This window comes from Prevotella sp. P3-122 (assembly GCF_002251365.1).
Classification (GTDB): domain Bacteria; phylum Bacteroidota; class Bacteroidia; order Bacteroidales; family Bacteroidaceae; genus Prevotella.
This window is the reverse complement of record NZ_NPJH01000044.1, coordinates 1-21091: the sequence shown is the minus strand read 5'-3', so window position 1 is coordinate 21091 and position 21091 is coordinate 1. Positions and strand designations below refer to the sequence as shown.

At 52.0% G+C, this 21091-nt stretch carries 18 protein-coding genes; 5 read left to right on the top strand and 13 right to left on the bottom strand.

Going from position 1 to position 21091, the window contains the following annotated elements:
* Positions 1-23: 23 nt before the first annotated feature.
* Both CIL02_RS08365 and CIL02_RS08360 read left to right on the top strand, forming a co-directional pair.
* The gene (locus tag CIL02_RS08365) at positions 24-947 is read left to right on the top strand and encodes a hypothetical protein (RefSeq protein ID WP_094400828.1); all 924 of its coding nucleotides are present in this window, start codon (positions 24-26) and stop codon (positions 945-947) included.
* A gap of 22 nt (positions 948-969) precedes the next feature.
* Positions 970-1920, top strand: coding sequence for a PD-(D/E)XK nuclease family protein (locus tag CIL02_RS08360; RefSeq protein ID WP_094400826.1), 951 nt, complete (start codon positions 970-972; stop codon positions 1918-1920).
* A 297-nt stretch (positions 1921-2217) separates the two neighbouring features.
* Here CIL02_RS08360 and CIL02_RS08350 read toward each other — a convergent pair whose 3' ends face one another.
* The 6 genes from CIL02_RS08350 to CIL02_RS08325 all read right to left on the bottom strand — a co-directional run bounded on the left by CIL02_RS08350 (position 2218) and on the right by CIL02_RS08325 (position 14314).
* Positions 2218-2649 carry an N-acetylmuramoyl-L-alanine amidase gene (locus CIL02_RS08350; RefSeq protein WP_094400822.1) on the bottom strand — a complete coding sequence of 144 codons (432 nt, stop codon included), beginning with the start codon at positions 2647-2649 and terminating at the stop codon, positions 2218-2220.
* Between the two features lie 69 nt (positions 2650-2718).
* Positions 2719-3177: a DNA-binding domain-containing protein gene (locus CIL02_RS08345; RefSeq protein WP_094400820.1), complete on the bottom strand. Its 459-nt coding sequence runs from the start codon at positions 3175-3177 to the stop codon at positions 2719-2721.
* A gap of 71 nt (positions 3178-3248) precedes the next feature.
* Positions 3249-4355, bottom strand: coding sequence for a hypothetical protein (locus CIL02_RS08340; RefSeq protein ID WP_094400818.1), 1107 nt, complete (start codon positions 4353-4355; stop codon positions 3249-3251).
* Between the two features lie 54 nt (positions 4356-4409).
* Complete coding sequence (locus tag CIL02_RS08335; RefSeq protein ID WP_094400816.1) at positions 4410-8003, bottom strand: carbohydrate binding domain-containing protein; 3594 nt, start codon at positions 8001-8003, stop codon at positions 4410-4412.
* Entirely contained in the window at positions 7996-10686 is a 2691-nt protein-coding gene (locus CIL02_RS08330; RefSeq protein ID WP_094400814.1) for a hypothetical protein, read from the bottom strand. Before CIL02_RS08330 ends, CIL02_RS08335 begins: the two co-directional genes overlap by 8 nt.
* A gap of 247 nt (positions 10687-10933) precedes the next feature.
* Positions 10934-14314, bottom strand: coding sequence for a hypothetical protein (locus tag CIL02_RS08325; RefSeq protein WP_094400812.1), 3381 nt, complete (start codon positions 14312-14314; stop codon positions 10934-10936).
* 61 nt (positions 14315-14375) lie between these two features.
* On the opposite strand from CIL02_RS08325, the gene CIL02_RS08320 reads away from it, so the two are divergent.
* Positions 14376-14597 carry a hypothetical protein gene (locus tag CIL02_RS08320; RefSeq protein ID WP_141210174.1) on the top strand — a complete coding sequence of 74 codons (222 nt, stop codon included), beginning with the start codon at positions 14376-14378 and terminating at the stop codon, positions 14595-14597.
* A gap of 64 nt (positions 14598-14661) precedes the next feature.
* Here CIL02_RS08320 and CIL02_RS08315 read toward each other — a convergent pair whose 3' ends face one another.
* The 7 genes from CIL02_RS08315 to CIL02_RS08285 form a co-directional block, all read right to left on the bottom strand.
* Positions 14662-14958 (bottom strand): hypothetical protein, encoded by a 297-nt coding sequence (locus tag CIL02_RS08315; protein ID WP_094400807.1) that lies wholly within the window; start codon positions 14956-14958, stop codon positions 14662-14664.
* 41 nt (positions 14959-14999) lie between these two features.
* Entirely contained in the window at positions 15000-15302 is a 303-nt protein-coding gene (locus tag CIL02_RS08310; protein ID WP_094400805.1) for a hypothetical protein, read from the bottom strand.
* Positions 15303-15318: 16 nt separating this feature from the next.
* On the bottom strand, positions 15319-15771 hold the full coding sequence (locus tag CIL02_RS08305) for a phage tail tube protein (protein WP_094400803.1): 453 nt from the start codon (positions 15769-15771) through the stop codon (positions 15319-15321).
* 1 nt (position 15772) lies between these two features.
* Positions 15773-16153, bottom strand: a complete 381-nt coding sequence (locus CIL02_RS08300) for a hypothetical protein (protein WP_141210173.1) — start codon at positions 16151-16153, stop codon at positions 15773-15775.
* Complete coding sequence (locus CIL02_RS08295; RefSeq protein WP_094400885.1) at positions 16101-16562, bottom strand: hypothetical protein; 462 nt, start codon at positions 16560-16562, stop codon at positions 16101-16103. Before CIL02_RS08295 ends, CIL02_RS08300 begins: the two co-directional genes overlap by 53 nt.
* 159 nt (positions 16563-16721) lie before the next feature.
* Entirely contained in the window at positions 16722-17759 is a 1038-nt protein-coding gene (locus CIL02_RS08290) for a hypothetical protein (protein WP_094400799.1), read from the bottom strand.
* A 140-nt stretch (positions 17760-17899) separates the two neighbouring features.
* Positions 17900-18826: an HK97 family phage prohead protease gene (locus tag CIL02_RS08285; RefSeq protein ID WP_094400798.1), complete on the bottom strand. Its 927-nt coding sequence runs from the start codon at positions 18824-18826 to the stop codon at positions 17900-17902.
* A gap of 190 nt (positions 18827-19016) precedes the next feature.
* On the opposite strand from CIL02_RS08285, the gene CIL02_RS08280 reads away from it, so the two are divergent.
* The gene (locus CIL02_RS08280; protein ID WP_094400796.1) at positions 19017-19505 is read left to right on the top strand and encodes a terminase; all 489 of its coding nucleotides are present in this window, start codon (positions 19017-19019) and stop codon (positions 19503-19505) included.
* Positions 19506-19593: 88 nt separating this feature from the next.
* The coding region (locus CIL02_RS08275; RefSeq protein WP_141210172.1) for a hypothetical protein at positions 19594-21091 on the top strand (1498 nt) is incomplete at its 3' end.

Genomic DNA, 21091 nt, shown 5'->3' with positions numbered 1-21091 from the left:
AAATAATAATATAAATAGTATTTATGGCAAATTTAATTCCTGAGGAGCTGAAAGCTCTTATCCAACAGTATTTAACTGACGGCGTACTGACTGACAAGGAACGCCAAGTGATTTTGAACAAGGCAGAGAAGATGGGGCTCGACCGCGATGAGATAGACCTCTATCTCGATGCCGAAGTACAGAAAATTGACCAGCAGACCGATGCTGCTGTGCGTAAGCAGAAAGGCAAGACGTGTCCCTTCTGTGGAGGTAGTGTGCCTCAACTCACCGACAAGTGTCCGCATTGTGGTGAAAACATTACTCCAGAAGCAAGTAGTGAACTTCAGGAAATCTTTGATAATTTGGAAGAAGCACTTGTTGACTTTAAATCTGGCAAGGACATTGCCAAGAGTAAGGCAACTGTAGAGCGCTTTATGCGCAAAGCTAAAATGTATTATGGCAACAATCCCAAGATACAGAAATTGCTTGAAGAAGTGGAAATGGAGTCTGCAAAAGTAGAAAAAGTTGCTAAGGCCAATGCACGCAAAAACACCATCGTTAAAATACTGACTTACAATCGGAAAATAACGGCTGCTGTAATTCTTGCAGTTTTAATCGGTATCTTTATGCAGTTTCACGAATCGGATGAAGCCAAAATGGAAAATCTTATTGAGGAGGTTTCTGAACTAGTTGATTATGGTAATCTGGATAAAGCAAACAATAAATTGGTAAATACTATATTCTTGAAAGATATTTATCATATCGAAAACTACGACCCTATTTATTTAAAAGTTATTAAAGCACACATTAAACATGGCAATTATGATGCAGCCGAAGAACTAGCATTGTCATATAGGGGAATGATAGACAATGATTGGAGGTGGTGCGAAACTCCTACATATATCTATCTTAGAAGTCTATATGAGAAAGAAGATCGTGATTTCTCTGCCCTCGAATCCAGATATTGATTACATCTCACGATAAGCAGAATTGATTATTATAGAACCTGCTGCAGAGGCAGGCAGGCGGCTTTCTCATCCTGTAGTAGAAAGGTCTTGGGTCGTCATTCTATTACTGTGCATGATAACAGAAACTAAAATGGAATCAAAATTAAACATTTTAAGTGACTTCCTCAAGTTTTTTAAGGAACAACAGGAAAGTATACCTTATAATTTTAATGTCCTTGATGAACAGTGCGGACACATTGTTGAGAATTCGCACACCAATATGCTGATGAAACTATTGGAATACAAGAACCAATATGGCTATGTGTTCCTAAAGAGTTTTTTTGCATATATTGGCATGGACATTGAAATAAAGTCTGGGATAGTTAAGTTTGAACGAGAACAGAACTATAAAAGGTATGACAAAAACGGTCGCATTGACGGTCTTATTTATCAGCAGAATCAGTTTGCCTTGATTATTGAGAACAAGGTGAATGGTGCAGCCAACCAACCTGAGCAACTCAAAAAATATATTGAGGGTACTCAAAATGACAACAATATTTTCCCAGAGACAGATAAGAAATCTCGTGTTGACAAAATATGGGTTGTTTTTCTTACCAAAGACGGTGATGAAAAACCAGACAAACGAAGTCTGACTTATATGCAGGAACAAGGCATTTGTTCATCTATTGGCGAAGTATTAGAGGGTCCTCGTTATGCATCAATAAGCTATCGTGAACACATCCTGCCATGGCTGAGAGAAGAAGTCCAGCCTTGTGTAATGCAGAAAGAACAGGTGCTTAACACGGGACTACTTCAGTACATTGATTTTCTTGAAGGCATGCTTGGTATTCGCAAGTCGGAAACCAAGATGATGGAGCAGAACAAACAATGGCTGAAAAAGAAATTGGATCTCAACAAACCATTTGTAGAGTTGAACAAGGATTTACGCAGTATTAGACTAGATTTACGCAAGCAACAGAAGAGTCTTGTATAATCCGCAAAACGAAATGTTCGTGAGAAATTAAACGAAGCGTTCATTTTCACAAAACGAAACGTTCATTTTTTGGAGGTTTCCCTTTAGGATAAACGTCATAGATTTTTTTGACGTTTATTTTTTTTGCATATATGGGCGTAACTATGCGGCATATTTTCGCTATAGTTTGTTGAGTCTTCATATTTTTGAAGGAAGTGTTTGAATGGCGTTTGAATGACGTTTTAATGGCGTTTGAATGGCGTTTGAAATTCATGGCTGTGGTGTGCATGATGAAGAGCCGTGATGGTGTTGAGTTTGTCATATTCCGCTGTATTCTTCCCTTGCGTTGAAGCAGGGGCATGCCTTGAGCCATTTGTTCGGGTTCGAGCCCCAGATGTCACGGTGTCCGAGTATGGTAGCCTGTGGGTATCTTGTGCGTAGCTGCCTGAGCAGTCGGGTGATGGTTTGCCGTTGTTGTGTCGTTCTGTTGTCGAGGGGTGTTGTTTTTCCGTTCCGTATTGATATTCCGCCTATGTATGCGATGTGTATGGCGTGTTGGTTATATCCTTTGACCCCGTTGGCTACAGTATCTTCGTCAGCGAGAGTGAGTAGTTCTCCTGATGGTGTGATGGCATAGTGGTAGCCCGGAGCCTTCCATCCCTTGTTTCTGAACTCTGCCATCAGCTCTTTGTATCCCCATGTCTGTGGTGTTGCGGTGCAGTGTATGAAGATGTGTGTGATGTGTCTCATGTCAGTTGTCGTTTTTTTTTGTGAAATGCCCCCACACGGCAAAGTCCGAGTGGGGGTGTTTTATTCTGTTCATGCGTTGTTGATGACGTCCATTGCGCTGTCCTTTTCCTGTTTGAGAGCTTCCGCCTGTTTTTTCCTTGTCGCCACTGGTTGGAAGGCAGCGTCGGTGATGAGGCTTTCGAAGTCCTTTCCCGGAGCCCATCTGGCGTTGATGCCTTTTATGTTCTGTTCGGTGAATTTTTCGGGGTCGTCTGCTCCCTCGCTGTTTATCGACGGGTAGAAGTGTCCGAGGTCACCGAGTTCTACCTTGTATCCTTCGATGAGCAGTTCCCTGACGCATTTTGTCACCTTCATGAGAATGGCGTAGATGTCTCCTCGGTCGTACTGTGACCCGTGTGTCTCCATGTGTTTTGCGAGTTCCTTTGTCGAGATGGTTCCCGATAGCTGCATGTTGGCGTAGCATTTCTTGATTTCCGGTCTCATCGGGTTCTGTCTTACTGTTACGCTGTAGTTGATTGTTTTTCCCATTTGTGTTTAATTTTTAATTGTTAATACTAATGTTTGTTTATATATATTCTGCAGAAATATATTCGGGTTTGTTAAATTAATTTGAAAGTCATTTCAAAAGTAGGTACTTCATTTTTTATATATAACTTCACTATACAAATACCATCATTACAAGAGGGTAACATCCATGCCAGTATATCTTGGCTGTAGCCTCGAATTAAAGATGGTACGCCTGTAAAGAATGCTTGGTCTTCGCCCCTTCTTATTTTTAGATAAACAGTAAAATGCCTATGTGAAACCTCATTAATAGCAATATTCATTAGTTTATTATAGACATCGTAAGTAGTTTCAGCGTAGCCATTAGTATTTGTTTCAATATCTAATTTATATATTATAGGTTCCCCTCCGCTGACGCGTATCCACTCTCCGTACTGTGTATCGCTTCCGTCGTTTTTCTGGAATATTATCCTCTTGTACACCTGTCCCAGCTCGCCCTCTCTGCCGTAGGCGGTCTGCTCGATGGTGTAATATCCGCCGCCGTCGGCGTTGTACGACTTGCGTACTATACATGTGTAGGCACCCGTAGAGCTGTTAGGTCTGCCGAGCGTACACCAGGGGTATACCCCCGGCTGCAGGGCGTTGTTCATGTTCTGCTCGCCGAGCGAGGGCATATATGCCGATGCGCCCATGCGCCTTGCCTCGTTTGCCGTTGTCTCTATGCCCGGTATCTTGTTCACCTGTGTCTTGTCCCATATTGTTTCCAGTCCGTCAGCCCCGGGGAAGTCGCCGCTGGCCGCCTTTGCGTCGTTTAGTGGCAGAATTCTGTACACGGGCAGTGAGTTCAGCTTCGCTATCACGCAGATGTCACCCACCGACACACCGAGCGAGTCCTTTCCGAAGAGCTTTGCCACCGCTCCAGCTGCCGTGACGCTTCCTCCCGTGAACCCACCGTCAGCGTCGGTGACGAGGTAGAACCTCATCTGGTTGTTTCCCAGTGCGGCATATACCGCTGCCATCGTCACTGCAGTAGCAGCCTGCGAGAGGTTCAGCGTGCCGCTTATCGACATTCCTGTCGCAGCCACCGTGTCCCTGTTCGCCTTCACCTGTTCCACTATTGTGTTCAGTTCCTCAGCCGAGAGCCTTCCCTGTGGAGTCGCTCCCTGGTTCTCAATTTTCGTTGTAATGTCGTCGATTGTCATAGTTGTTTTTGATTTATAGTTAATGTATGAGTTGGATTTTCGTTGTAGATTACCCTACAGTTCTATTTGCAGCGTGTCTGTCCTGCCGCTGAACTCTACGCCAATCTGTTTTGGTGCAAACAGGCAGTCAGCGTGTTCAGAGCCGCTACTTGTCTCCGTTTCGTTCGGCCACGAGCTGCCACCGTTGCTGTAGAACTGCCTCGTATACCAGTTGTCACCCACGAAGCTCACGGTCTTCTGTATGGGCATAAACTCGCTGCCGTTGTCCACGTACCACAGCAGATGGTCGCTGCCGTTGATGGTCTCGATGGCCGATGTCAGGTGCAGCGTCTGACCGGGCATGAGCAGGAGTACCCTGCCACGGCGGCCGTTGCAGATAAACACTCCTCCCTCGTAACCAGATACAAGATGTCCACCATTACCTTCGGGCTGTATTCTCGCAACGTCTGTAGCCGTGTAGTTGCTGCACGATGCTATACGCGGGTCGGCAAACACCTTCGTGCAGTAGCTGTGGAAATAACCCATCGCGTTCTTGTTCCCGGCATACAGCTCCGCCGTGGCCATAGACCACTTCGCAACGTACGCCTCATACTTCGCCGCTATAGTCACCTTCACGCCAGCCTCCCTGACAGCCGCAACAGTCACCTCACCGTCAGCACGTGACGACGTAATCGTCTGCGGACTTATCATCGGAAGCACCACATGCGCCTGGCTCACAGATACCGACTTGTTCCGCACCATGTCGCAAACCACCAACGAACCCCTCTCCGTATCGGCATAGTTCTCAACCAGCACGCCCCTCAGGTGCAGGTCGCCGTCGATGATGGTATTCTTCGCGCTCAGCCGTATCGTGCCCTGCGTGATGTTGATGCCGGTCCTGTGCAGCTGGTTCGCAACCGTCTCCTCCTCGGCAAGGTCGTCCATGGAGGCTGTCCACTCTGTTACCACGGCACCATACTCTATCTTCGGCTTCTTCACCTCGAACGAGGCAGCGCGGCCGTCCGTAACCTCAATGTATATCAACGGCGTCAGAGTCACGTTGCTGTCAGCAATCACGTGTACCCAGTACCGCGTCCACGTCCTGGGAACGTTTCTCAGCTTCATGTACCCGCTGTAGGGAGTCCTGCCCTGGTCTGCGGAATAGGGACTCACGCCATTGCTGTACTCCGCAACCAGCACGTTGCTGCCGAAGTTCACGCAAAGCCATGCGTAGTCGCTCGCCGCCGAAGTCCTGCGCGCCCAGAACGACAACACGTAGCTGTAACCCTGAGAGAAAGACTTCCTGATACCAAGAAGAGTCAGGGTGGAAGTCGTCGAGCCGCTCACCTTGTACACCCCTGCCTCATCACCGTCCGCCACACGTCCCTTCGCAATAGTCAGACCCTCGCCGTCGCTCACCGTAGCAAGCGTGTCAGACCCGGGTATCATGTTCCCCATCACGTAGGCGTAGTCACTCGCTGACGGCGACCATGCCGTATACTCCTCCGACTCCTCCATCATAGGCTCCGCTATCCTTATCGTGCCTGACGAAACCACACAGAATATCACGTTCACGAAGTAGTCGCCGGCCTTCGGCGTGATGGTCTTCCTCACCAGCACCCACTCGCCGATGGTGTCGGCGGTAGTTACCAGTCTCTGGCTCTCCTGCCATGTGGGCGTGCCCTGTTCGCTGTTGGCCTTGTAGTGGACAATCATGCTTGTCCCATTGCCCAGCGAGCTTGACATCCTCTTCGTCCACACGCTTATCGTATACGACTTGCCTGCCTCCACCGGTACATTCAGGAAGTATATGCCGCCATAGGTGTTGCTCGTCGACGAGGACGAAATCTCCAACGAGTTATGCCCGTTCACCCTGTCGCTCGTCCGCCGTATCAGCGTGGCACCAGACCCGTTCACCATATATCCGTCAGCGTCATACCCGATGTTTTTCCAGAACTGCGTACCCATGAGCATGTTCCGCCTCACGTCAGTAATCTCCGACACCTCCAGCGCAATCCGCTTGCTCTCCACCAGTATCTCGCCCTTGTACTCCGCCAGCTCCACGTCAGTCTTCAGCGGCAGCCCGTCGATGGTGGCCTGCTGGCTGTCCACAGCGTCGGAAAGGTTGTCAAACTGCGTCTCTATGTCGGATATGTTCTGCTGCACCGTCTCCAACGACGTGGCCTGTGCTGATATGCTGTCGGCGTTCTGCCTAATCTGAGTGGCGTTGTTGACAACAAGCTTCTCAACGGTAACCACGCTGCCCCTTACCTCCTGTAAGCTCGTCTCGTGCTTGCTCACCGTGCTCGACAGTCCGTCCACGGTCTGCACCAGCTCAGCCGTCTTCTCCGTGACCTTGGTGTCGACGATGGCCTCGGTCTGCGTCGCCACCTCGCTGCTGACATACTCAGTCACCTCCTTGGTGCCCTCAGCCGTCACCACACGCAGGTTGCCCGTAATCTGGTTGCCGTTCCTCGCCAACCACGTGTACCTGCACTTCGCCAAGTTCCACCTGTCCGCCGCGTCCATGCCCACGCCCACGTACTGCGCTATGCTCGGAGCCTCAATCTCCGTGTCTAACCATCCGTCATCGTATGCCGACAAGACAATCGCCGAAGCCCTCTCCGCATCCGACCAGTTGCCCAACTGCACGATGACATCCCCGACACCCGGCACACCATAATCTCCGGACAAGCCAGAACCGCCAGCGCTTTCATCATACTCCCCATCAACCCTGCTCAGGTCAATATAGTAATACTTCCTCTCTCCGTCCCAGGCATACTCCGTAGCCGCCCACGACCCACTGACAACCTTCCTCCAGTAGTACTTGTTCGACACATTCTCATGCGTCCCGATGCCAGCATTGAAAGACTGGCATATCGCCAAGTCGCCAACCGCCCACTCATTCGTCACGCTCTTGCCATCGTCCTCAGCAACGAAATAAACCCTATAAAACCCGGTATACTCCACTATCCTCCTCGCCTCACAGCTCGCCATCGACAGCACGACCCTGCCGCCAACGCTCCTCACCTCGTCAATCACTAACTGGAAGAAGTGAGCAGCACCCGTCACTTCAAGCCTCTTAGTGGTCACACTCTCTGCGCTCACCACATCTGCCGCAACGCTGTCAGCTATCAGCGTGCCCACAGTGGCTACGGTAGCCTGCAGGTTCTCTGTCACCGTGTCATCTGCTTTCACCGTCTTTGCGGTCAGGTTTGTAATGTTGGCCGCAGGTGACGTCAGTTCTCTCTCAAGGTCCAGTGTCTCGGCCGCGATGCCACCGAACACACCCGACTGGTAATCCAGGTCCCTGCCTGATAAATAACTGATACTACCGTTGACGGCATCCATATTGACAAATGTCGACTTCAATTTAGCGATCAGCCCCTTCGCGAACGTGATGACTCCCTGTGCCGTGTCATCCTCCTGACTGCTCAGGAACATGTCCTTTATGGGGCTGCCATCAGCCAGCACCATCGCCTGGTCGGCGAATGTCGCCCTTGCCGCCACACCGGCCTTCTCCGCATAGTCGGCATAGTCAGCACTCTCTGCCCTGTAAGCCTTGCGTGCCGTGTCTGCGACGGTCTGCACGCTGTAGGATGCCGACCTGCCTGCCCCGGCAGACTTGGTGCTGCCCTTGGGCTTTCCTATCATCTTAACTTCAATCATTCCATACCTCCTTCAGTGTCATTGTTGCAGTACCCTGTGTCAGGTTCCTGCTTATAGCCTGTACATAAAATTCCTTTCCCGATGCTCCCTCAGTGTAGTGGTTCAGCAGGTCCACCGTCCCCGCCTTGTCCGTCAATCTCTGTTCCAGTATCATCCGCGGCTCGTGGTATTCGTGCCAGTAAGCGTCTACGTATATCTGTTCAGCCTTGGCAGTCTGACCCAGGTGCCGGTCGTATATCTCCGTCACTCCGTTGCCGGTACTTGTGTCAACAGGTGTCGATATCTTCACCGTATTCCTCACTCCGAGCCTTGCGCACTCCTCCGAGGTCAGTGCCGAGTTTATCTTCATCTCAAGGTCGTCCTTGCGGTTTACGAAACGCTCAACAGTGTCGCTCATGTACACCACGTCGTTGTCCTCGCCCTGGTCTTCTCCGCCGGCATATATCTTCACCTCGAAGTCTTTCACTACTATGCTGCTCGTGTGCGCCAGCAGCGACACCGATGTGGTCGTCCATTTCGTGTGACGCCAGAACGACGGATGCCGGCGAGTGTACTCGTCCCATGTGGTGTTCACAGGACCCAGTATCAGGAACTTCACCTGACCGCTCAGAGCGTCAGCCCTCGTTATCGGTATCGCCATGCCCTCATCGGCGCCTACGTTGTCGGCATCCTCGAAGTTCGTCTGTATCTTGAACTCCGTGCCTATGAGCTTGTCCCCTATCTTCGGGTCGAAGCCTATGTAGAAGCACTGGCTGTAGTATTCATCGTCCGTCTCGCACTCTTCCCTGCTCTTGTACCTACGCCATTCGAAGTCCGTTAGAAGACCGTTCGAACTCTCCTGGTTCTCCACCACGCACTTGTCGCCGATAATCAGCATGCAAGCCAGAACGGCAACCTTGCTCACCTTGTCAGTACTGTCGCCTATCGCACTGTACTTGAACTCGTATAGCTGTAGTCCGTCACCCGTATACGGATACAGCCCAGTATGATATAACGCACTCTCAGGCTCCTCCTTCGGGTCGTCAGCCACCCAGTATTTCCTTGTGTAGTACCTTCCACCGCCGTTCCGGGATGCGACAGGCACACAGTGAGTATCAAGTTCATCACGCTCGGCATACATTTTCAGCGTAGAGTAGTTGCCGCTCTCGTGCATAATAGGGTTAAGAACTATTGTTCCGCTAATCACGATATAGTTCCTCACGTCCTCATCAACAGGAGAGAAAACGCCGCCTGCCGCATTGCCATCGTAAACGGCAAAAGGAACGCAAGCCTTCAGGTCATCATCATTGGGGTATGGCTGAAGACGCGAGTCGGCGATGTCGTTGTCCACACCGTTGCCATTGACCGACAGCATCAGGCTGCTCGTCATCGGAATGCTCGGCAACTTGCTGTTGTCTGTCTGGGCAGTGTTGAACGTCTGCTTGCCCCAAGCCATCAGGCAACCACCCATCTTCGAGCCTAACCTCATTGCAACATCATGCTGCTGCGTGCCTCCAGCATAACTGTCCTGCCAGTCGGTCGTCATGTCGCCGCCTACTGGGAACCTCCACAGCCAGTTCCTCTTCATGCGTATGTACCAGTCCGTGATGCTCCCCTTGCTGTAATTCGTTTCCTCATCCAGTACCATTATGCCGAAGTGGTACAGAGCGTTTTTGTCCGTACCCTCAGCCGACAGCTCCGTCATGTATTTCTGTTTCCTGCTGTACGGGTCTTCAAGCAGGTCACTGTCCAAGGGACTCTCAACGACGTTCTCCATCTCCTCAATGCTGCAAGTCAGCAGCAGCTGGTTGTACACCTCACCTATCGTCAGCGTGGCGTCGCAACCGTCTACGATGTCAGGCGTTATCCTCACCACATTGCGCTCCATCGACGACCTCTCCATCGTCAGCAGGTCACAGAACTCTGACTCCTCTGCCATCTTGCCGCTGCCGCAGGCCACCGTCTCCCATGCGAATATACGGAACGTGAAGCCTTCCTGAACCACATGCAGGTTCAGGTACTTCAGCAGCTCCTCCATCACCTCGTCCTGCTTCCACACCTCGTCCTCGTCATCACCCAGGAACAGCAGCTCGCTCACTGCCAGACGATCCATTATACCGTAACGCTCCTCATCCGTCACCTCTGCCCACTTGCTGCCGTCATACAGCAACCTCACCACTCCGCTGCCCTTTATGTCCATATCCGACGTCACGCCATCGACCATCTCACGCAGCAGCGCGCCGAACGTGCGCTGAACAGCCGATGCCTTCACGTCAGCGTACGACGTGCCGGCATCGCCTATGTTCCTGTACCTGCGGTATTCCAGGGCACACAGGCAGTCGATGCAGCACAGCTCAACCTCGTCCAGGTCCTCGTTGTAACCCTGCTGAAGAGCCATCGGCTCCACATACCCAGCAAACACGCACTCGCCGGCACGGTATATGTTAACTGCCACATCCTCCGGGCGCGCGGCAAACAGCTCACCCATGTGCCGCCTCGTCAGCAGCCTTATCCGTGCCTGAGTCCTCAGCAGAACGTCGAAAGTGTCCGAAGTCTGGCTCTCCGTCTCCACAGGGTCATCCGTGAAGAACACCCCGCTCGACTCATCACCTATCACCACATCCTCCGTCCTGTCGCCGCCAGTCAGCAGATGAACCTCTATCACCTCGCCAACAGCATTCCTGTATTCTCCGTGTATATACATAATTATATTTTTTTTAAGTACAGCCCCACAACAGAGCCTAATCAGTCTTATCTATCTCCTCTATCTCCTCTATCTCATCTATCTCATCTATCTCCTCTATCTCCTCTATCCCATCTATCCCATCTATCTCATCTATTAACCTTATAACCTAATAACCTTATAACCTTATAACCTTATAACCTTATAACCTTATAACCTATTAACCTAATAACCTTATAACCTAATAACCTATTAACCTTATAACCTATTAACCTAATATCCTCTTCCGTGTCAGCCGCCGCTCGTTCGATATCACCCCCACAAGGTCACGGCCCTTGGCCTTCAGCACCACACTCCTCGGAGAAGATGCCACTGCCATGTCCGGCATCTGAACTAAAGGACGACCGCCTATCAGCGACATCATACCCGACCATTGAGGAACCACGGCCGAAGCACCCCCATACATCGCACTACCGTTTGCCAGAGCGAACAGCTCTGCCTGCTGACGCGCATTCAGTATCATCTCGCCCGAGTTCACCCTCACCAGCAAACGGTCCCCGCGCCAGCTGCTACCGCCTACGATGCCGCCGTCAGCAAAAGCACCCCCTATCATGCCCAACGCCGCTACCACAGCCGCAACGCCCGCCGCTATCGCAGCTATGTTCGCAGGGAATGGAAGCTTAGCACCGCTCGACGTAGCGTCTGCTATAGCCTCACCGCTCTTCGCGGCAGTGTTCTCCACCACAGCTGTAGTCTCCATCTGCTTCGCCGCGGCACTCGATATCGTTGCCGACTCCTGAACCCGCACAGCACCCGTCAGAGCATCAACTATACCTATTATGCCCTTCACCGACTCCCACATACCTATCAGCCCGTCCACAACCCCAGTCACACGCTCCCATGCCCTGCCGTTGCCACTCAGAGCATCCGTTATACCCTCTACGCTGCTGCCTACACCCTTCACATGACCCCACGTGTCCTTCACGCTCACGCTGTTGCGCTTCATCACCTTCTCGTAACCCTGCCAGCTCTTCAGAAGCTTCTCCACCTCCTTGCGCTCATCGCCCGACAACGGATTCTCTGTGTCATCAAGCATCTCCTGCAAAGAACGGATCTTAGACTTCACGCCATCCAACCCTATCAGTTCCAGCCGTAGCTTCAGTTCCGTGCCCTCCAGGCTTCCTATATCAGCCAATTCCCGCTGCTGCCGTGTCAGTTCCGTGAGCCGTGCCAGAGCATTGCGCTTGTCCTGCAGCTTGTCTATGGTGCGCTGTATCGCCGTCACCTCTTCTGTGCTTGCCTTCTTCTGTCGGTCGGTATAGTAGGCTATCGCGTCATCGAGCTTCTCCATGGTGTCGAGCGTCCCTATGTCTCCGGGCTTCTCCAGTTCTGCCAGAGCCCCGTCCCATTTCCGTTTCAGCTGTTCCAGAGCGTTTATGCGCTTCTGTATCTCGGTTCTTTCCGTCTCTGTAGCCGTCCTTAGCCTGCGCTCGTAGTACGCCTGCTGCTGAGCCAGTTCCTCGTATGTCTTTATCGTGCCTGTGTCCTTGCCTGCGTATGAGCTGTCTTCGATGGCGGTCTTCAGTGCGTTCAGCCGTTTTATCTCCGAGTCTATCCCGGCTATGTTGTCTGCCGTTGCCTTCTGCCTGAGGCGTTGCTGGTATTGCAGTTCCTTGTCGATGTCCTCCAGGCTGTCGAGGCTCACGGGTCGCCCTGCCGCGTCGAGGAGTGCCTTGAAAGTCGCCACGGCATCCTCAGCCGCCTTCTTTTGCCTTGTCAGTGTGATGATGTGTTCGCTGTCGCTTACATCGGCCTGTTCCAGCTGCTGCTGATAGTAGGCAACGTTGTTCGCCAGTTCCTTGTATGTCGTGGCGTTCTCTATCAGCTTCAGCTCATTCCCTGACTTCCCTGACTTTTCTGTTCCTCCGCTGCCCGGCATCGTAGTGCTGCCCTTCACCTTGAAATCAATCTGTGCTGTACTCTTCGCAGCATCCTTGATTTGGTTCTTCAGGTGTTTCAGTTCAGCATATCCTTCTCTTAATTTCTTGTTCGCTTTTTCAAGGTCGCTTTCCTGCTCCTTGTATTCGTATATCGGTTTGCCGTTCGCATCGGCTCCAGTAATGACAAGTTTCTTTTCTCCGTTCTTCCTGTATCTTTTCAGGTTGCCTTTCTTGTCGTAACGTATGTCGTGCAGCTCAAGTTCCTTCTCGGCTATCTGGTTAGCCAGTATCCTCGTCTTCGCTTCCAACATCATCTGCTTGCAGTAGGCTTCGCTGTTGGCGACGAGTGCGATGTACCACTGACTCACGTCGGAGAAGTAGCCCATCGTTGCGCCATACGTGCCGTTGAGTTCTTCGACAATCTTCTTTTCCTCGGCTGTGGTATCTACGCCTTTCTTCTTCTTGCTGATTAATTCTTCCAGCTTGCCCATGTTGACCGAAAGCGATGATGCCGCATTCGTGTATGCCTGTGAGGCAGAATCCTCAACCTCTTTCAGTCTCTCGCTTTCTTTCCTGGCTTTGGACATGCTTTCCGTAGCGTCGTCGGTATTTGAAGAGAAGAGGGAAATGACGCCGGACACAGCCGCTATCGCGATGCCGACACCGCTCACAGCCATCAGGCCCAGTATAGCTGTTCTCATGGCTATAGCCTGTACCGTCGCCACCTTGGCACCGAACGCCCACGCTATGCTTGCCGCCTTGCCGTAGTATAGCTGTTTTGACCACAGTGCATGCGCCAACGCCGACGCTTTTGTGGCTGCCGAATGCGCCAGTACCACTATATTTGTGTTCTTTATGGCAACAGCAAGACCTTTTATGCCGACAATCGTCGTACCTATCGCATTGAGTGCCACAGTCATCTCACCAGCCTTCAGCAGCATCGACTCCAGAGGTACGAGCATGGAGCCTATCGCCTCCTTGAGGTCGCCCAAATCGTTGGCTGCCTGTTTAGCCTTTCCGGCTTCAGTCCGACCCAGTTCCGCATTCATGCCGCCTACTGCGCTTTCTACCACTTCAGCAAGAACGGCCGCACGCTGCTCCTCTGTTCCGAACTTCAGTATCTGAGCCTGAGCCTCGTCAAACTTGTAGCCGTAGCGTGATAGAGCCTCCGTCTGGCCGTCCATCACCTTGCCCAGCATCGTAGCGATGTTAGCAGCATTCTCCTGAGTGGCGCTCAGACCGTACTGCTGCGCAACCATGTCGTTCATCACCGGAATGAGTTTCTCCAGACTCGACTTCTCCTCAAGATAGGTGGCAAGCTCCTGCGCACCTGCCAGCTGAACCTCGTCACCTATGACACCAAGTTCCTGCTGGGCAGCACATAGAGCCTTTATGCTCGCTATCTCTTCATCACGCGCACCCATAGTGTTGCGCATGTTGTTCGCAAGCTTCGTCTCTGCCTCTGACTGCTGCGCACTTGCTGCTGTCAGCTCAAGCAGGTAGCCTCTCACCTGTTCCAGACCCGACAGGGCGTTCTTCAATAACTCACCGGTCTGAACTGACTTCACCAGCTCATCACGCAATCGGGTAGACAATGTCCTTGCCTTCTCTATTTCCTCGGCGAACTTGTTTATGTCTGCAGTCGCAGTCACTATCTTCTGGCTGCCGTCGACTGTCATTCTTATCGTAAATTTTACCTCTTTGTCCATTGCCGTCTCACTTTTTTTGTTTATATTTGCAACCTGTTCAAATCATATGAGGGACAACATTATGAAAATGAAGAAAATAAAGAAAAGGGGATCCTGGACGGGAGAAATGGCGCTCTATGCCTTCATTGCATCCCTTGTATGTACCTCAGCCGGATGGTACAGGCTCATGGCTGTGTGCGATTTTGCATTCCTCCTGTTCGCAGCCATGTTTATATGGTATATAGTCAGCGTTGCCATCGACACTCCTTCTTTTGCCGACGATGATGACGACACCCAACCATAACCCGCCATCCCCTCTATCTCATCTATCTCCTCTATCTCCTCTATAAACCTTATACTTTCATCCCTCACCTCAGCCCGTACCGCTTCTTGACCTCCTCCATTCGACTTAACAGCTCCTCTCTTGTCAGTTCCTCATCCTCATTCCTCTTCTCATCTTCCTTATCAACGTCCCACGGCAGAGGCATCACGTCAGCAGGTCGCAGCGTCTTGCGGCTGTAAGGCTGCAGACTCGCTATGCACTCCATACGCATACGCTCCCAAGCACCGCGCTCACGCAACTGCTCCATGCCGTTCCAGGCAGACCACACCTGCGCAAACTCAGAAGGGGTGCAACGGCAGAAGTCATCCATACTCATGCCCATGCACCCCAACGCTATGCCCAAAAGGCTCTCAACGTCGGTTTCTACGCCCTCTGCTCCGCCGACACTTTTTTTTTCTCATCTGTCAGGTTCGCGTTCCACTGCTCAAGGTCCCCGGGAGTAATCAGGTTGCAGAACGTCTCGAAGTCGTAGCCGAAGTCCAGACCCTCAGCCTGGCTCGCACACTTCACGCAACACCATATCAGACGCACCATCCCCTCAAGGTCGTCGGCCTGAAGAGTGTTCACGTCATTACCCGTCTCACGCTTGAACAGCAGCAAAGCACCCATCACGAGACGCACGGGGTAACTGATGCCGCCTATCGTAATATGGAAAGTCTTCATCATTCAACCTCCCCTCTCATTACGATGCCCTCACACCGAAGCCCGTACTCGTCACAGCACCGCTGTTCTCCAGCTGCACGCTGTACTTCGCGTCATCGCTCGCCTGGCCGTCAAGCTCCAGCGACGTAATCAGGTAGTTGCCTGAATAGCCGCCCTCGGACTTACCCTCGCGCCCTGCGCCTTCCCTGATGTTGTAGTTCACCTCTACAGGCTCGCCAGCCAGCTGCATTGCCTTCAGCTGGTCGTACGTAGGCATCTCGGCACCGCCGTCAAGCAGCACAAAACCATCAGCGCTGATGCTCTCTGAGAAGCTCTTCACGTACTTCTCTTTCCACTTCGAGCTGGCAGACTCCTTTGTCACACGCTCGCCTGTCTCCACTGTTGTCGTTATCTTGCACCCGCTGCTGTAGCCAAGTGCCTTTCCGCCTATACTCAGTATAAGGTCGGAACCGTCAAATACTTTCTTTCCCATGTCATTCTGTTTTTTTGTTGCGGTGCTTCAGCCATACCGCCATTAAAAATATTATTGATAACCAAAAAATCACTCCCTTAGCCTCTTCCAACATCCGTTCCAACGGTGTTCGAACGACGTTAGTATGCTCTTTCGTCGTTCCCGACACGCTGTCAGACAAATGTCGGGCGTACAGGGCAGAGAGTTCCACGCTGTACCACTCCACTAAACGCTGAAGACTGTCGCAGTCGGCATATACCACTATCGTATCACCATGACGGCTCAACGTTGCAGTAGCCCTGCCGCTACTCTCTGTGTATACCGCACGCTCCGGCAAGCGCCAGAGGCTGTCAGCTGCTATCCGCAGCACTGCCTGCTCCCTCGGAACCGGCTCCGTCGTCATCACATGTATCGTCTTCGACAGACTGTCGTAACGGCTTGCGCACGATAGGCTTGCGCTCGCGCTCTCCGTGAGGCTTGTCCTGCATCCCGACAAGAACAGGACAGTTGTCATGATGCTTGCAGCTGTTCGCAGAGTCAATGGCCTTGCGAAGCCGGGCCATCTCGCGCTTGCTCGCATCAAGGTATCTACGTGTCTCATTCAGTTCTTCCTTCAGGGGTTTGACAATGTTCTCAACAAGTATCCGGGTAGCATGGTCGGTATTGTCCATGCGCACCGTCTCGGCTTCGGCCTCTGCACGCGCAGCTTCGGCTTTCGCCTTCCGCAGCGTCTCACGCAGAGAGGCTATCGCAACGATTGTTCCAACCAGACCGCCGCCAAGAACAATGTTCAGAACATCACCCAATTCCATGCCACCCATCATACCAAACTTACATTATATGATTATGAAAAGAAACTTAACCCTAAATCCCTATCTCATCTATCTCATCTATCTCCTCTATACCCCCCACCGGGGGGCAGGGGGGCTTCTATCTCCTCTATACCCCCCACCGGGGGGCAGGGGGGCTTCTTACTCACTCGCCTTGTATGCGCTGTATAGCACGCCTCCGGCATCCTCCTTCTTAGGCATCGCCAGGAAGTAGTGGCGGAAGTTCACTCTGTTGGCCTGGTTCTCGGGATCGCCCTCCGCGGCTGAGAAGTACATCTTCGTAGAACCCGTAGCCTTGAACACACGAGGAACGTAGAATGCGAAAGAGCACGCGAACTCACCGGTCGACGCACTCGCGTCAACTGCCTTCTTCACACCCGCTGTAGTGTACAGCGGAGTACCACCGTACTCGAATATCTCGAAACCGTACAGACGACCTATCACTGCCGTGCCACGGTCTATGTTGTACTGCTCCTTGAACGATTGGTCGGTCTCCAGCAGGTCGTTCACGTGGTCGGGGCAAAGAACCAGACGGCGACCAGTAACAGGAACCTTCAGCTTGTCCAAACTGCGCTTCAGGTTAATCACGTCCTGCATGCACAGCTTCACACGGCCAGTAGCAGAGTCACGTGCGCCAGTCGTCGCAAGCACGGGAGTTGTACCACTGTTCTTCGTAGCGCAGAGGGAGTGGGCCGCCTTCATGAACTTCGCGTCCATGATGGCATTGCCGTGAGACTCCGTCACACGACCCATCTTGTCGTAGCTCGAAGCGTAAAGCTCATCGTCCGTAATAGGAGTCACCTTCGTCTGGAACTTGTCAAGCTTGACTGCGATGTCTGCATCCTGCAGAACCTCCTGAGGTATCGGGTAAGTAGTGTTGTTGATAAGCACACCGGGGTCCACGCCTACGTCTACAAGGTGAATAGTGTCATTGTTCACGATGCTCGAGTTGTCCGGAACGCCGTCAAGCCAGCTCCCGTCCATGCTACCGCGAAGGCGCTTCACCAGCTCACCAGTCCAGATCTCAGTGAACACACCCGCACGAAGGCAACACGCACTCTCAACACTACCGAGAACCATCCCGGCAACATTCATCACTACTGCTCCTGCTACAGGGCTCACGTCAAGCCCGCTCGCAAACATTGCGCCCATCATGCTGTTCACAAGCAGCGCACTCATAATCGATACAATTCTTAGTCTCATAACTTTCTATTAATTAATTAAACTTTCTATCTTTTCTATCTCCTCTATACCCCCCACCGGGGGGCAGGGGGGCTTCTATCTCCTCTATACCCCCCACCGGGGGGCAGGGGGGCTTCCTACATATCCATCCCGTACTCAGCCTTGTAAAGTCGTCTGTACCTCTCCGGCTCCTTCTCCTTCAGCTCAGCAAGCTTCTCCGAAGGCACCTCGCTCAGCTTCTTGTATTCGCAGGTCACGGGGCCGCACGGCTGACCACCATCCAGCATGTCAGACAGCTTCGTTCGCGGTGACATGCTCGCAAACAGCTTCACAAGGTCACCAGCACCGATCTTCTTGCCAAGCTCAACGAACTCCTCACGCTTCGACAGCTCGATGCGCTTGTCAGCTATCGCTGCGTCAACGGCATGCTCGATGCCCGCTTCCTCCAACTTGCTCAGACGCTGCTTCAGCTCTGCATTCTCCTTCTTCATCGACATCAGGCCGCTGATGGCGGTCGTCAACTCACTCTCACTCGCCGTCTCCGGCAGCCCCAGCAACAGGGCAATGGTCTTTGTTTCCATCTCTTTTTCTTTTTTTGGGTTATTGATAAGGGGCAGACCGCATTCGACGGCGCTCCCAAGTGTTATCTGCTTACCGTCACGCATCAGACGTATCGCATCGTCGTTCGAGCCTATGTCTACAAGGCTCACCTCGTAAAGCTTGCTTCGAGTCACCGTCTCACGCGTCTGACCCTCAAGCGTCACAGCCTTCGAACGGCTCGTCTCCAGGATGTCGATGCCTACGCTAACCATACGCAGGCTACCTACTTCCCACTGCTTCTTGCAACGGCGCGACAGCTCCGATGCCTCGTCGAAAACAAGCTCTGCCGTAACTTCGCCAGAACTCTTCTCGATATCCTTCAGGTAGCCTATCACGTTACCACGCTCATGCATGTAAAGCAACACAGGGTTGCGCTTGTACTGCTCAATGTCCATGCCAGCAGTCAGAACACGCGAGCCGTAGCTGTTCAAAATGTCACTTGTCAGTCTAACTCTCTTTGCCATAGTTCATAATTCTGAGTGTCAGTAATTCAATTCCGATGCAATATTAATTACATTTTTCCATGCCGCCAAATTTCCGCGAAACCACTGCACACTTCGCTGAAACCACTGCACGCTTATTTGTCAGCACGCATAATTTGTTGCAATTTTGCAACAAATACAGATATTTGTCTAACAAAAAAATGCATACAACATGGCAGAACAGAAAAAAACAAGAGCCGACATCGAAAGGCTCAAGTCAGTAGCACGACAGCTATATCTATCAGGAATGGAACTCCAGGAAATAGCTGAAAAGGTCAATGTGTCAAGGGTAACATTGTCAAGATGGGTCAAGGAAGGCGGATGGAAGGAGGCAAGGGCGGCAAAGAACGTCACCAGGCCCGAACTCGTCAACAAACTCCTGCTCGCTATCGACAACCTCATCACGCAGGTAAACGAAAGCGGAGACCCAAACGCTATCGGAACACTCGCCGACAAGCTCTCAAAACTCTCCGCTACCATCGAGAAGCTCGACAAGAAGGCCAACGTCGTCGACGCTATCGAGGTCTTCATGGCGTTCAACAGATGGATTCAGGACCAGGCGTCATACGACCCCGAAATCACACCAGAGCTCATCAAGGCTATCAACAAGTACCAGAACAAGTTCCTCATGGAGAAGATGGCAACACCATCGGCACTCTGACAGAGCATCCCCCCACCGGGGGGCAGGGGGCTTTCTATCTCATCTATCTCCTCTATCTCCTCTATAAACCTTCAACTTTCAACTTTCAATGACCACAGCTGAACTCAAAAAACTACAAGAAGAGTGGCAGGAGCACTGCCGCCAGATTCAGAACCTCACAGCCACCGCGTCACTCAGGCAGGAGACCGCAAGGCAGAAGGAGCAGAGGATATACCGCCTCCGAAACAACTATGCCGCATTCTGCGAGTACTATTTCCCACACTTCCTCACACTGCGCGACAAGGTCACAGGAGAGGTCATCAGAACCATACACAACGCACCATTCCACAACGATGCCGCACGTGTTGTCAAGAACTCAACCAACCTCAAGGCGGTTTTCATGTGGCCCAGAGGACACGCCAAGTCTACACACTTCGACATATTCATACCACTCTTCCTCATCTTCCAGCAGAAACGGCTCATCAACTTCATGGTCCTCGTCGGTAAGTCTGAGGATGCCGCAATAAGGCTCCTCGGCGACATTCAGGCTGAGCTGCAGTACAACAGAAGGCTCATCGACGACTTCGGTATACAGATGTCAGTCGGCAACTGGACAGACGGAGAGTTCACAGCCAAGAACGGAGTATGCTTCCTCGCATGTGGACGCGGACAGTCACCACGTGGTCTCAGAAAACGGGAGGCAAGGCCGGACTACATCGTAATCGACGACCTCGACGACGACGAGCTATGCCGCAACCCAAGGAGGGTACGCGAGCTTACAGACTGGGTTAAGGAAGCGCTATTCGGGGCTCTCGATGTCGGAAGAGGACGATTCATCATGGTCGGAAACCTTATCTCAAAGACTTCTGTGCTCGCCGAAATAAGCCACACCAAGGGAGTACATCTCTCAAAGGTTTGCGCCGTCGACAACCAAGGAGAACCTCTCTGGAAGGAGAAGTGGAACAAGCAGGAGGCACAGCAGTACAGGGACTTCGTCGGATACCGCGCATGGAACAAGGAGATGATGCACAACCCAATCGTCGAGGGTACCGTTTTCCGACAGGAGTGGATAAGGTGGAAGAAGCCACCAGCATGGAGCAGCTTCTCACAGCTCGTACTTTACATCGACCCCTCATGGAAGTCCAAGCGAACCGACGACACCAAGGCGGCCAAGCTCTGGGCAAAACACGGAACAGAACTATGGCAGCTGCGCGCATTCGTCCGGAAGGCATCCATTGCAGAGCTCGTCAGATGGTGCTACGACCTCTTCGAGTGGAGCCAAGACAAAGCCATAGCAATACAGTTCTTCATGGAGGCGTCATTCATGCAGGACCTCATTCTCGACGACTTCGCAACAGAGGGAGAAAACAGAGGATACCAGCTACCCATAACCGGCGACACACGCAAGAAACCTGACAAGTTCCAGCGAATAGAGGCTATCAGCCCACTATGGGAACGGGGATTCGTGTTCTACGACATCTCCCAGAAGGACGACACCGACATGCAGGCGGGACTCGAGCAGACTCTCGCTTTCGAAAAGGGAATGGCAGGAAACGATGATGCACCCGATGCCGACGAGGGAGCTATCAGCATCCTACAGCGAACGG

Bases quoted from the DNA above. Each gene is read 5' to 3' on its own strand.
- CIL02_RS08350 (WP_094400822.1), bottom strand. From the start codon at position 2,649: ATGAGACACATCACACACATCTTCATACACTGCACCGCAACACCACAG.
- CIL02_RS08300 (WP_141210173.1), bottom strand. From the start codon at position 16,153: ATGACGACGGAGCCGGTTCCGAGGGAGCAGGCAGTGCTGCGGATAGCA.
- CIL02_RS08310 (WP_094400805.1), bottom strand. From the start codon at position 15,302: ATGATGAAGACTTTCCATATTACGATAGGCGGCATCAGTTACCCCGTG.
- CIL02_RS08340 (WP_094400818.1), bottom strand. From the start codon at position 4,355: ATGACAATCGACGACATTACAACGAAAATTGAGAACCAGGGAGCGACT.
- CIL02_RS08285 (WP_094400798.1), bottom strand. From the start codon at position 18,826: ATGGCAAAGAGAGTTAGACTGACAAGTGACATTTTGAACAGCTACGGC.
- CIL02_RS08345 (WP_094400820.1), bottom strand. From the start codon at position 3,177: ATGGGAAAAACAATCAACTACAGCGTAACAGTAAGACAGAACCCGATG.
- CIL02_RS08335 (WP_094400816.1), bottom strand. From the start codon at position 8,003: ATGATTGAAGTTAAGATGATAGGAAAGCCCAAGGGCAGCACCAAGTCT.
- CIL02_RS08280 (WP_094400796.1), top strand. From the start codon at position 19,017: ATGGCAGAACAGAAAAAAACAAGAGCCGACATCGAAAGGCTCAAGTCA.
- CIL02_RS08290 (WP_094400799.1), bottom strand. From the start codon at position 17,759: ATGAGTGCGCTGCTTGTGAACAGCATGATGGGCGCAATGTTTGCGAGC.
- CIL02_RS08295 (WP_094400885.1), bottom strand. From the start codon at position 16,562: ATGGAATTGGGTGATGTTCTGAACATTGTTCTTGGCGGCGGTCTGGTT.
- CIL02_RS08330 (WP_094400814.1), bottom strand. From the start codon at position 10,686: ATGTATATACACGGAGAATACAGGAATGCTGTTGGCGAGGTGATAGAG.
- CIL02_RS08315 (WP_094400807.1), bottom strand. From the start codon at position 14,958: ATGGGCATGAGTATGGATGACTTCTGCCGTTGCACCCCTTCTGAGTTT.
- CIL02_RS08365 (WP_094400828.1), top strand. From the start codon at position 24: ATGGCAAATTTAATTCCTGAGGAGCTGAAAGCTCTTATCCAACAGTAT.
- CIL02_RS08325 (WP_094400812.1), bottom strand. From the start codon at position 14,314: ATGGACAAAGAGGTAAAATTTACGATAAGAATGACAGTCGACGGCAGC.
- CIL02_RS08305 (WP_094400803.1), bottom strand. From the start codon at position 15,771: ATGGGAAAGAAAGTATTTGACGGTTCCGACCTTATACTGAGTATAGGC.
- CIL02_RS08320 (WP_141210174.1), top strand. From the start codon at position 14,376: ATGAAAATGAAGAAAATAAAGAAAAGGGGATCCTGGACGGGAGAAATG.